We start from the raw sequence: 12,295 nt of genomic DNA on the forward strand, positions 1-12,295 counted from the left end.
TTGCGGCTCACCGGGTCACCGGAGTCGAGGGCGTGGAGATGTCGATGGTCGACGCCTCCTGAAAGTCCTGCTCCTCGGAGCCGAGGATTGCCTGGAGCACAGCAGCCTTCTCCTCCCCACGCTCATCGGAGCCCCAGACGATGGTGCGCCCATCGCCCAGTTCCAGCTGGACCGAATCGATGGAGTCCGCAGTGGCCGAGTCCAGCTGCGACCGTGCCTCCTCAGGCAGCTGGCCCAGCACAGAGACGATGGTGCCGAAAACTGCCTCATCCTGCAAAGCGGCTTCGGAGGAGATCTCCGGGGTCGCATAGTCACCGGCCTCCAGCTGCTCAGCACCGGCGAAGGTCCGTATCACCTCACCGTGCTCGGAGAACAGCAGCACGTCTGAGTCTTGGTGAACCTCCGCCACCGGTGGGTGCTCCATGACCTCCACGTGCAGGGTGTCCGGCAGCTCGATGTAGGCAGAGACATCGGCGACCACGTTCTCCTGCTCCAGCCGCTGCCTGACGGCGCCGCTGCTGACCTGGGCCACCGGCTCCCCGTAGAGGTCGGCCAGCAGCTCATCGGCACGCTGATCGGTCAGCAGCTCATTGCCCTGGAGCTCAATGCTGCGCAGCGGAAGCAGCGGGGAGAAGTAGAGGGTGGCCACCAGTCCCAGCAGGACGGCGAGGGCCGCGCCAAGGGCCGTCAGGGCTCGACGACGGCGCCTGGTCACCCTGGTCACCTCCGGCTCGGGGAACTCCAGAGCCGTTTCAGTGCCGGCACTCACCCGGTGGACTCCTGGAGGGCGGTGAGAATCTGCGGCGCCAAGGCAGTGACGTCGCCTGCGCCCAAGGTCAGCACCATGTCTCCGGGCTCAGCGGCCGCGACAACAGCCGCTACGGCTTCAGAGCGGCTGAGCACCGGATGGCCCAGCAGATGCGCGCTCACCCCGGCGATCGGTTTCTCACGGGCCGGGTAGATCTCCAGGACCACAGCTGTGTCGGCAGCGTTCAGCGCCTGCCCGAACTCAGCGGAGAAGTCACGAGTGCGGCTGAACAGATGCGGCTGGAACACCGCGTGGACACGTCCTGAGGCCGCGCCCTGGGCAGCACTGAGCACCGCGGCCACCTCGGTGGGATGGTGCGCGTAGTCGTCGATGACCCGCACGCCGTTGGCCTCGCCTGTGAGCTCAAAGCGCCGGGAGGAACCCCGGAACCACGCCAGCGCTCCGGCAGCCTCGGAGAGGCCGAGCCCGGCGGCCAGGCCGGCGCCCACTGCGGCTGTGGCGTTGAGGGCGTTGTGCTCACCCGGGGACGAGGGAAGCTCCAGGGGCCATGGAGAGTGGCCGGGCCAGTGCAGTGTGGCAGTCAGCCCCGTACCCTCCGGGGTGATCTCTGAGACCCGCAGATCCGCCTCTGCGGTGGTGCCGTAGGTGAGGATGCGGACCTCGCGGGCCGCTAAGGGTTCACGCACCTTCTGCAGCAGGGCGCGTGCTCCGGCGTCGTCCAGGCAGAGCACCAGCGCCCCAGTGGGCCGAATCCGTTCGGTGAAGTCGATGAAGACCTGTTCCACAGCTTCGGCAGTGCCGTAGTGGTCCAGGTGATCGGGCTCGACGTTGGTCACCACCGCGATCTGCGGGGTGTAGTTCAGCAGCGAGCCGTCGGACTCGTCGGCCTCGGCCACGAACCACTGGCCCGAACCGAGCCTGGCGTTGGTGCCGAAGCCTGCCACGGTGGCGCCAATGGCGAAGCTGGGCTGGTAGCCGGCGACATCGAGCATCATCGCGGCCATCGAGCTGGTGGTGGTCTTGCCGTGGGTGCCGGCCACCGCGATGGCCTGGTGATCTGCCATACAGGCGGCTAGGCCCTCGGAGCGGTGGAGCAGCCTGAGGCCAGCGGCGGCCGCGGCGTCGTACTCGGGATTGCCTGCGGTGGCCACCGAGGAGGCGATCACGGTGGTGATCGGTGAACCGGTCTCCGCTTCGACGGAGGCGATGTTCTGCCCGCTGTAGCCCACCCGCACCGGAACCCCGGCCGCACGGAACTCCTCGAGCACGGGGAGCTCCTTGGCGTCGGTGCCGGAGATAGGTACCCCGGCGGCGAGCATCAGCCGGGCGACGGCGGAGACTCCCACCCCGGCCAGACCCAGAAAATGCACCCTCCCAAGGCTGTCCAGGCCGCTCACCGAGCTGCCTCCAGCACAGCATGGGCCATACGCTCATCGGCGTCGGTGATGCCTGAGGAGGCCGAGTGCTGCTGCATAGTGGCCAGTAGCCGTGGATCCTCCAGCAGCGGCAGAATGTTCCGTCCCATCCAGTCGCGGGTGAAGTGTTCGTCTTTGACCAACAGCGCTCCTCCTGCCTCGACCAGGCTGCGGGCGTTGAGCTCCTGCTCCCCGTTGCCGACAGGCAGCGGAACAAAGACTGCCGGCAGACCGACGGCGGCCACCTCACACACGGTCGCCGCCCCAGCCCGGGCCACGATCAGGTCTGCCGCGGCGTAGGCCAGGTGCATACCGTCGAGGTATTCGCGCTGGAGGTACCCCGGAGTGGTCAGCAGCTCGCCCGAACTGTCACGCACCTGCTTGTCACCGCCGGTCAGGTGTAGCACTTGGGCCCCGGTGCTCAGCAGGTCCTCCAGCGCCTCGGCGACTGCCGTGTTCAGGTTCAGCGCTCCCGAGGAGCCCCCGGTGATCACCAGGGTGGTGCGCTCCGGGTCCAGGCCGAGCTCCTGGCGGGCGCGGCTGCGCAGCGACTCACGGTCCAGCTGGGAGATGTCCTGGGACATCGGCATGCCCACATGCACTGCGCCTTTCAGCGGCGTGTCCGGGAAGGCGGTTCCCACGAACTTCGCTGTGCGGGCGCCGAGCCGATTGGCCAGCCCCGGACGGGCATTGGCCTCATGGACCACCACGGGGAGGCCGAGTTTCTTCGCCGCACGGTACACTGGCGGGCAGACGTACCCGCCGACGCCGAGGACCGCATCGACGCCCCTGCGTGTCAGGATTGACTCAGCCTCCGCTGTCGCCTGCCCGAACCGGGAGGGGAAGCTCAGCGCAGCACGGCCGGGACGGCGCGGGAAGGGAACCTTCTCAATGAGATCGAGCTCGTAGCCGGCCTCGGGGACCAGGCGGGTCTCCAACCCGGCTGCGGTGCCGATCATCGATTGCGCGGCTGTGGAGTCCAGCCGTCTGATGGCAGCGGCGATGGCGAGCATGGGACTGATGTGTCCGGCAGTTCCTCCGCCGGCGAGGACGACGGTGGCAGCTGTCATGTGGTTCCTTTGCATGGTTCAGGCGCGGGCGGTCTTGTGCAGCGGTGCCAGTGTAGACCGCCTGGGAGTCTTCTTCCTGCGTCGCTTCGGCGTTCGAGCCTCCAGGCGCTGCCGCCGGGCAAAGTTGAGGATTACCCCGACGGCTAGCAGCGAACAGGCCAGCGCCGATCCGCCGTGGGAGATGAACGGCAGCGGAACCCCGACCACCGGGATGAGACCTGTCACCATGGCAATGTTGATGAACGCCTGGCAGACCAGCCAGGCGATGATCCCCATGCAGACCAGTTTGACGAAGCGACCGTGGTGGTCGTCTGCGGTGACCCCGTTGGCTACCCGGAAGATCCCCACGACCAGCACAGCAAAGAGTCCGAGCACGGTGACCGCACCCAGCAGGCCCAGTTCCTCGCCGATGATGGTGAAGATGAAGTCGTTGTGGACCGCGGGGATGTAGTCCCACTTCTGGCGCGACTGACCCAGTCCCACGCCCCAGAACCCGCCAGAGGCCAGAGCGTAGAGACCCTGATCGGTCTGGTAGCAGGGCTGAGTGGGGTGGTCGCAGTTCATGCCCAGCCAGGCGTAGACGCGCATCATGCGGTAGGGAGTGAGCCACATCAGCAGCGCCACTGCGCCGACGGCGAGCGTGCCCGCAAGCATGAACCAGCGGATGCCGACTCCAGCGGCGAAGAGCATGGCGCCGACCATGACGATGATGACGATGCTGGTGCCCAGGTCACCGCCTGCGAGAATCAGCACAAGCACCGAGAGCGCACCGGGAGCCACGAAGGGCATCATCCAATGGGTGAACTGGGTGACCAGCCTGCCCTTGCGAGCCAGCACAGAGGCACCCCAGAGAACCAGCGCAAGCTTGGCCACCTCGGAGGGCTGGCCCTGGACCGGGCCGATCCTCAGCCAGTTGGTGGAACCGCCTGCGGTATGCCCCCATGGAGAGAACACCACCAAAGCCAGCAGGACCCCGGCGACGATCATCGACGCCCAGCCGATCCAGCCCAGCCAGCGGGTGGGGACCAGGGTCAGAACCAACATGCCCACCAGCCCGACGCCGGCCCAGACTGCTTGTCTGGTCGCCGTGGTGAAGGCTTGGCCTCCGCTTTCGACCGAGGTGGAGGAGAGCACCATGGTCAGCCCGAAGGCGGCAAGGGCGATGGTGGCGCCCAGCACCAGCCAGTAGTTGGTATAGGGGTTACCCCCTTCGAAGATGCGCCAGAACGTTTTGACCCTCTCGGCACGGGCCGCAGCGCGCTGGGCTTTCCACGCCCTGCCTGCAGAGCCGTCGGAGGGCTCGCGGCCTTCAACCAGGCTGAGGTGCTGGCGCGTGATCTCCCCGGTGGGCTGTTCAGTGCTGGCCCCGCCGGCGGCACGGATCTCACCGTTGCTCTGCTCTGCTGGCAGCTCATGGGCCGCCTCGGGCGAGTCTGCGCTCGGTGGGCTCAGGAGGGAGGTGGGGAGGCGTGGTGCCCGCTTGTCCATGCTGGTCCTCCCTACTGGGCCGAGAATCCTTTGCGCTGCATCAATGTGGTCACTGCTTCGATGAAGGCTTCGCCGCGCTCCATGTAGGAGGCGAACTGATCCATCGACGCCGCGGCCGGTGCCAGCACCACCGCCTGCCCGGGCTGGGCGTGTTGGTCCGCTGTCTCGACTGCGCCGCGCATTGCCGCGACTCCATCATCTCCGCCGCCTGCTGATGTCACCGGCACCTGGGGGGCGTGTCGCTCAAGGCTGGAACGCAGCTGGGAAGTGTCTGTGCCAATGAGGATCACATGCCTCAGCCGTGGGGCGACCTGTTTGATCAGCGGGTCGTAGTCAACGCCTTTGGAAAGGCCTCCGGCAATCCACACCACATCGGTGAAGCTGCTCAATGAGGCGGCTGCGGCATGGGGGTTGGTCGCCTTGGTGTCGTTGATCCATAGCACATCGTCTGCATGGGCCACCGGTTGGATGCGATGCTCTGCCGGCCGGTAGCCGCGGATCGCCTGCCGTACCGACTCAGGGGCTGCCCCTGCGGCCCGGGCCAGTGCCGCGGCGGCCAGCGCATTGGCCACCAGATGCTTCGGGGCGAGCTCTCCGAAGTCGGCACGGGTGGCCAGCTCCAGTGCCTGGTGCCGACGATTGTCCAGGAACGCCCTGTCCACCAGGATGTCGCTGCCGTCCTCGGAACGGACCAGGCCGAGCATGGAGACATCCGGTGTCCCGGTGGTGAATCCGATGGCCCGTGCGCCGTCGACCACATCGGCCTCAGCCACCATCTGCTCAGTCGCTGCATCCTCGGCGTTGTAGATGCACGCGATCTCCGTCTGTTCGAAGATCTTGGCCTTATCGGCCCGATAGCCCGCCTGTCCGCCGTGCCAGTCCACATGGTCCTCGGCGATGTTGAGCACAGCGGCGGCCCAGGGGTTCAGCGGCTCGGTGTAGTGCAGCTGGAAGCTGGAGAGCTCCACCACCAGGGCGTCATAGCCGGCCGGGTCCCGGACAGCGTCCAAAATGGGGAGGCCGATATTGCCGCAGGCCACCGCTCGCCTGCCGTCAGCGGTGAGCATGGCCTCCAGCAGCGTCACGGTGGTGGTCTTGCCGTTGGTGCCGGTGAGCACCAGCCACTGGGGCTCTCTGGTCGCTGTGCCATCAGCCCCGGGCCGGGGCCCGAGCCGGCGGGCGAGCTGGATGTCAGACCAGACCGGGATCCCAGCCTCAGCGGCCTGTCGCATGATCGGTGAGTCCGGCCGCCATCCAGGGGACGTGACAATGAGGTCGGGGGTCTCCCCGCCGCCGGAACCAGCCCTGAAGTGTTCGATGGTACCGGTGGCCGCCTCTCCGAAGCGGATCTTGAAATACTCGCCCCACATGGTGGTGAGGGTGGCGGCGTCGTCGTTCTTCTTCTGAGTCTCATCTCCGTCGACGACCACCACCTGAGCGCCCAGCTCGGCGAGGGTGTCCGCGGCGGAGAAGCCGGTCACCCCGAAGCCGGTGACCAGCACGCGCAGGCCGGCCCAAGGGCCGTCCCAACCGCGCAGATGCGGAAGCTCACTCACTGCGTGAGCACCCCGCTTACTCGTGGCTGCTGACAACTAGTCATTGTGTCAGCACCCACTCGCCGTAGAAGATCGCCAGGCCCAGGCCCACTGCGAGTGCGCCGATGATCCAGAATCTGACCACCACGGTCACCTGGGCCCAGCCGGCGAGTTCGAAATGGTGGTGCAGCGGAGTCATCTTGAACACCCGTTTGCCGCCGGTGAGCTTGAAGTAGCCGACCTGGATGATCACCGAGAGCGTGATCATCACGAACAGTCCGCCGAGGATCACGAACAGCAGCTGGGTGTGGGTGAGAATCGCGAAGCCGGCCAGCGCTCCGCCCAGGGCCAGGGAGCCGGTGTCTCCCATAAAGATCCGGGCCGGGGAGGTATTCCACCACAGGAACCCGATCAGCGCACCGGTGATGATCGCCGCCACGGTAGCCATGTCCATGGGGTCGCGCACGCTGTAGCAGACCGCATCCACTGCACGCACTCCCCCGCAGGCCTGGTTGTGCTGCCAGATGGAGATGATGACGTAGGCGGCGGTGACCATGGCAGTGGCGCCGGCGGCCAGGCCATCGAGTCCGTCGGTGAGGTTGACCGCGTTGGTGGCCGCAGTGTTGATCAGGTTCGCCCAGATCACGAAGACGATCCCGCCGAGCACTGTGCCCAGCACCCCGAAGTCCAGCACGGTTTCGCGGACAAAGGACACCGCGGTAGAACCAGGGGTGATGTCCTGATCATTGGGGAACTGCAGCGCCAGGACGGCGAAGAGCACACCGACGCCTCCCTGACCGGTGATCTTGGCCCAGGGGGTCAGGCCCAGGGACCTCTCCTTGGTGATCTTCGAGGCATCGTCGAAGAACCCCACCAGCCCCATACCGGCCATCAGCAGCAGCAACAACAACCCCGAGGCGGTCGGGCCGGAGGCAGCGCTGGTGGTGAGCATCAGGATGCCGTGGGTGATGCCGTAGGCGATCAGTACGGCCAGGATGATCACCGCACCACCCATGGTGGGGGTGCCGCGCTTGACGTGGTGGGTGGTGGGCCCGTCGTCACGGATGAACTGGCCATAGCCGCGCTTGACCAGGAAACGGATGAACAGCGGGGTGCCGAACAGAGTGAGGATGAGGCCCAGCGCTGCCCCGACGACGACGGCGATCACTCAGTTCCTTTCGTCCGTGGCCATTTTGTCACCCAAAAGTCTAAGCCCGGCAGAGTTCGATGACTTAAACAGCACGACGTCGCCGGGCTGCAGGGCGGTGCTCAGCCAGTCCTCGGCCTCTTCCAATGAGGATACCCAGTGAACCTCCGAGCCCCAGGACCCCTCGGCGATCGCGCCTCGGTACAGCGGGTAGGCCTCGTCTCCGACCACCAGGGTCAGGTCGATGTTCAGCCGGACCACCGTTTCGCCCACCTGATGGTGGCGCCAGGCCGAGTCGTCCCCGAGCTCCAGCATCGGTCCCAGCACAGCCACACTGCGGCGCTGGCCGCCGGTGGACTCGCCACGGGTGAGAATCGCCAGGGTGCGCAGCGCCTCCCGCATGGATTCGGGGTTCGCGTTGTAGGCATCGTTGATGACGGTGACGCCGTCGGCACGGTCAGTGCGCTCCATCCGCCACCGTGAGCTGGGCCCCAAGCCGTTGAGCCGCTCAGCGATGTCAGCCGGAGCTGCCCCGGCCCGCCAGGCGACAGCGGCGGCAGCGAGAAGATTCGTGACATGGTGTGCACCGATGAGCCCGCTGGTCACCGGGTAGGCGCTGCGGCCCTCGGCGTCGCGACCCTCAAAGATCATGGTCAGCTCAGGGCGTCCCAGAGCATCGAGCCGCATCTGATGCGCGATGACCGCATAGCTGCCCGGGGTGGAGGGCCCGCTGCTGATCCAGCTGATCGGCGCTGCGGCACGGTCGGCCATGGCAGCGACCTGGGCGTCGTCGGCGTTGAGGATCACCTGTTGGGAGGCCAGTTCGGCCAGTTCGCCCTTGGTGGCGGCGATCTTCTCCGCTCCGCCGAACTTGCCGGCATGGGCGGTGCCGACCATGAGCACCGCTCCGATGTCCGGACGGACCATCTCACACAGCTCACGGATATTGCCGGGGGCGTCGGCACCCATCTCGATGATCAGGTAGCGGGTGTCCAGCTCGGCTCCGAAGACGGTGAGCGGAACCCCGACCTCACCGTTGTAGGAGCCCTGGGGAGCCACGGTCTGACCCTCCGGGCGCAGCAGAGCCGCCAGCAGATCCTTGGTGGTGGTCTTGCCCGCCGAACCGGTGATGCCGATGACGGTGGTCACCGAATGCGCCCTGATCCTAGTCACGATCTCCGCTGCCAACCGGCCCATGGCGACCACGGCGTCGTCGACGATCACTGCCGGGTGGGGCTGCCCGGAGGGGGTGTCGGTTTCGCGCTCGGCGAGCACCAGCTCTGCGCCGGCAGCCAGCGCCTGGTCGATGAACCGGTGGCCGTCGGTGGTCTCACCCGGCTTGGCGATGAACAGGGCTGCGGCGCGCATGCTCCGGGAGTCGGTGTCAGCATGGGTCAGTCTCAGCTGGTCGGGGTTCTCGACCCCGCGGAGCCGGCCGGCGACGGCCTCGGCGATCTCTGCGGCTGTCAAAGCGATCATCGGCCGCCCCCGGACAGCGTGGTGAATCCGTGGGCCCTCAGCGCACGGGCCAGCTCGGCCCGGTCATCAATGTCCACCCGGGTTCCGGCAAGGTCTTGGTGGTCCTCATGACCGCGGCCGGCCAGCAGGATGGTGTCCTGGGCCTCCGCGGCGGCCACAGCGGCGCGGATCGCCTCCTGCCGCGGCGAGATCTCCTGCAGTTCAGTGGTGAGATCACCGGTGGCAACGGCGTCGCGGGCTCCTTCAAGCAGCCCCGCGCGGATATCGGCGGGGTCCTCCCCGTGGGGGTCGTCATCGCTGATGATCACATGGTCGGCCATCCGCACCGCGATCGCTCCCATGGTGGGACGCTTGGTGACGTCCCGCTCCCCTGCGGCCCCGATGACCAGGATGAGTCTGCCCTCCGGCCTGCGGACGGCCTCCAGGGCCCGGATCATCGCATCTGGGTTATGGGCGAAGTCCACGATGGCCGCCGGCTGCTCGGCGATGACCTGCATCCGGCCCGGGACCTGGATGTGGAAGGGGTGGGCGGTCTCCAGTGCGGTGACCACATCGGCCCGGGTGAAGTCCTGGGTGCGCTTGGTGTTCGAGGCTGCCTCGAGCACCATCACCGAAGCCAGGGCGGCATTGGAGATGTTGAACCCGCCGGGCAGCGCCGTCGAGGTGCGGATCCGCTCCCGGGTGTGCCGGTTGACCAGGGTGAAAGCACTGCCCAGACCGCTGCTCTCCACCTCCACGACCTCCCAGTGGGCCTGCGTGGGCTGTCCGGTGGTGGCCAGGGTGACCACTTCCCCGGTGGCTTCGGCGGCCATCTGGTGACCGGCGGCGTCGTCCACGGTGATCACCGAGATCCGGGTCCTGGCTCTGCGGAACAGATCGGCCTTGGCCGCGAAGTAGGCCTCCATGGTCCGGTGCAGGTCCAGGTGGTCCTGGGTCAGGTTGGTGAACCCTGCGACGTCGTAGTAGAGACCGGAGATCCGCTGATAGCTGATGGCGTGGGAGGAGACCTCCATCGCCGCGGCCGCCACGCCCTTCTCCCGGAAGGAGTGCATCAGCTGATGCAGGGCGACCGCCTCCGGCGTGGTCATGTCCGAGGCGATGCGCTCTTCACCGGCGGCGATCTCGATGGTGCCGATCAGCCCTGTCTTACGCCCCTTGGGGCTCAGCAGAGTGCTCAGCAGCGAACGCAGGAAGTAGGTGGTGGTGGTCTTCCCGTTGGTGCCGGTGACCCCAAACAGCGCGGGGTCGGAGGTGGCGGTGGTGCCGTAGATGGCCGCCGCGGCCGGACCGGCGGCGTCACGGACGCCGTCGACCTCGATGACCGGGATCCGGTAGCCGGCGGCGTCCCTGACTTTGACCACGCCGGCGGGATCGGTGAGCACGGCGGCGGCACCGCGCTCCAGCACCTCGCCCATGAAATCCGCACCGTGGGCCCGGGAGCCGGTGACGGCCACGAACAGGTTCCCCGGCTCCACCAGCTGAGGGCTCATCACCGCACCGGTGAGTTCCACACGGTCAGCGGACTCGGTGACCGGGGTCAGGATGGGGTCATACCCTGAGGCGCGCAGTTGCTCAGTCAAGGTGCCGACGCTCGCGGTCGTCGCACCTACCACGGATAGTCCTGCCGTTCGCCCACGAATCCATCATAGGACTCGGACTCGGCTTCAGAGGGCGGGACGTCATAGCCGGCCAGGGTGTGGCTCATGATCTCGGTGAAGGCATCGGTCAGATCCCAGTCCCCGAACCTACCTTCGGGTCGGTGCACGGTGATCGAGACCAGGAACTGCGGGTCGTCCAACGGCGCTAGACCTACAAAATTCACGGTGTAGCCGTCGAAACCGCCGGCGGCACCGGCGGCCTCGGCCGTGCCGGTCTTGCCGCCGACCCGGTACCCGTCGATCTCCGCGTCCATCGCGGAGCCGTAGTCGACCACGCCTTCCATCAGCTTGAGCATCTCCTCGGACGTCTCGGCGGAGAAGATCTGCTCCGGCTCAGCGGAGACCGGATGCTCCTCCCCGTCGGGGTCGACATAGGCGTCGACGATCCGCAGCGGATGCTTGATCCCGTCATTGGCGATCATCTGGTAGAGCTGGACATTGTGCAGCACACTGCCGGTGTAGCCCTGGCCGAACTGGGTGGTCAGAGGCTGGCGGCGGTCCCACTCCTGAAGCGGGCGGAGAATCGACTGGCCTTCGATCCCCAGCCCGATGTCAATGGGCTCACCATAACCGACCTTGCGGAGGTAGTCGTAGCGGGTCTGCTCATCCAGCTGATTGCCGATCATCACTGTGCCGGTGTTGTAGGAGCGGGCGTAGATTCCCGCGGCAGTCATCTGGTAGTCGCTATGCGTGCGCGCGTTGCGGATCGATTCACCGTCCACAGTCATCCGATAGGGCACCGTGAACTCCGATTCCGGTCCGACCACACCCTCCTCCAGTGCTGCGGCAAAAGTCACCGACTTACCTCCGGAGCCCGGTTCGAAGTCCTGGGTCAGCGCCAGCGGCCGGCGGAACAGCTCATCGGTGTCTCCGGGGTCGGTGGGGTCCACCGTTTCGGAGTCGGCCATGGCGAGGATCTCCCCCTCACTGCCCTCACGCAGGTCCACCACCGTGGCGTTGCCCCATTGGGCGTTGTACTCATTGGCCTTCTCCGCGATGGCCTCCTGGGCGAACCACTGAAGGTCCTGGTCCACAGTCAGCCGCACGTCCTGGCCGTCGACTGCGGGGATTTCCTCGTAGGTGGCGGTGGGAATGCGCACGCCATCGGCCCCGACTTCGTAGATCCGCTCCCCGGACTCACCGGTGAGAGCGTCGTTGGCCACCGACTCCATACCCTCCAGCGGGCCGTCGGACCCTACGAAGCCGACGATGGAACCGGCCACAGGTCCGGCAGGATAGGTGCGCTCGGAGACCGGTTCGGCGTAGACGCCGGGTATCCCGAGCTCCATGATGCGCTGGTGCACCTCCGGAGTGACGTTGCGGGCGATCACCGAATAATGGGTGTCCTCATCGTCCAGTCGGTCCAGAATGTCCGCTGAATCTGCCTCGAGCAGCTCAGCAAGCTCCCCTGCGGTCTGCTCCAGGGTCACCGGGCGCTGCAGGCCCAGGTCGGCATCGGCCACGGTGTACTCCCCGGTCAGTCTGGGATCGGCCACGATGTCGTATCTGTCGGCGCTGCCAGCCATGAGTCTGCCCTGGGAGTCCAGAATGTCTCCGCGCGCGGCCGGCAGCTCCACGGCGTGCAGCCGGTTTGACACCGCCTGTTGGGCATGACCGGCCGGGTCAAGACCCTGGATGTGGAACAGCCGCCCGCCGAGCACCACCAGCATCGCCAGCATGATCGCCAGGCCGATGCGCATCCGCAGCGAGAGTGTTCGCGCCATGGGTGCGTCC

Annotated in this window: 9 protein-coding genes; all 9 read right to left on the bottom strand. The window is 66.9% G+C overall.

What is annotated here, in order from left to right; all coding sequences use genetic code 11:
• Positions 1-7: 7 nt before the first annotated feature.
• From DVO78_RS15720 to DVO78_RS15760, 9 genes are read right to left on the bottom strand one after another with little or no spacing between them, the layout of a single operon-like run.
• Positions 8-769: a cell division protein FtsQ/DivIB gene (locus DVO78_RS15720; protein WP_120006275.1), complete on the bottom strand. Its 762-nt coding sequence runs from the start codon at positions 767-769 to the stop codon at positions 8-10.
• A complete protein-coding gene (gene murC / locus DVO78_RS15725) occupies positions 766-2,166 on the bottom strand; it encodes a UDP-N-acetylmuramate--L-alanine ligase (protein ID WP_120006277.1) in 1,401 nt (466 codons plus the stop codon). The genes DVO78_RS15720 and murC overlap by 4 nt, the downstream gene beginning before the upstream one ends.
• On the bottom strand, positions 2,163-3,254 hold the full coding sequence (locus DVO78_RS15730; RefSeq protein WP_120006279.1) for a UDP-N-acetylglucosamine--N-acetylmuramyl-(pentapeptide) pyrophosphoryl-undecaprenol N-acetylglucosamine transferase: 1,092 nt from the start codon (positions 3,252-3,254) through the stop codon (positions 2,163-2,165). The genes murC and DVO78_RS15730 overlap by 4 nt, the downstream gene beginning before the upstream one ends.
• Positions 3,255-3,272: 18 nt before the next feature.
• Positions 3,273-4,742: an FtsW/RodA/SpoVE family cell cycle protein gene (locus tag DVO78_RS15735; protein ID WP_120006281.1), complete on the bottom strand. Its 1,470-nt coding sequence runs from the start codon at positions 4,740-4,742 to the stop codon at positions 3,273-3,275.
• An 11-nt stretch (positions 4,743-4,753) separates the two neighbouring features.
• A complete protein-coding gene (gene murD / locus DVO78_RS15740; RefSeq protein ID WP_120006283.1) occupies positions 4,754-6,298 on the bottom strand; it encodes a UDP-N-acetylmuramoyl-L-alanine--D-glutamate ligase in 1,545 nt (514 codons plus the stop codon).
• Between the two features lie 40 nt (positions 6,299-6,338).
• Complete coding sequence (gene mraY / locus DVO78_RS15745; protein ID WP_120006285.1) at positions 6,339-7,445, bottom strand: phospho-N-acetylmuramoyl-pentapeptide-transferase; 1,107 nt, start codon at positions 7,443-7,445, stop codon at positions 6,339-6,341.
• Positions 7,446-8,903, bottom strand: coding sequence for a UDP-N-acetylmuramoyl-tripeptide--D-alanyl-D-alanine ligase (locus DVO78_RS15750; protein WP_120006287.1), 1,458 nt, complete (start codon positions 8,901-8,903; stop codon positions 7,446-7,448).
• Positions 8,900-10,483 (bottom strand): UDP-N-acetylmuramoyl-L-alanyl-D-glutamate--2,6-diaminopimelate ligase, encoded by a 1,584-nt coding sequence (locus DVO78_RS15755; RefSeq protein WP_238385361.1) that lies wholly within the window; start codon positions 10,481-10,483, stop codon positions 8,900-8,902. Before DVO78_RS15755 ends, DVO78_RS15750 begins: the two co-directional genes overlap by 4 nt.
• A gap of 26 nt (positions 10,484-10,509) precedes the next feature.
• Entirely contained in the window at positions 10,510-12,285 is a 1,776-nt protein-coding gene (locus DVO78_RS15760; protein ID WP_120006290.1) for a peptidoglycan D,D-transpeptidase FtsI family protein, read from the bottom strand.
• Between the last annotated feature and the right edge of the window lie 10 nt (positions 12,286-12,295).

Origin of the sequence: Nesterenkonia muleiensis, from assembly GCF_003600155.1 — a bacterium.
In the GTDB taxonomy this organism is placed as follows: domain Bacteria; phylum Actinomycetota; class Actinomycetes; order Actinomycetales; family Micrococcaceae; genus Nesterenkonia; species Nesterenkonia muleiensis.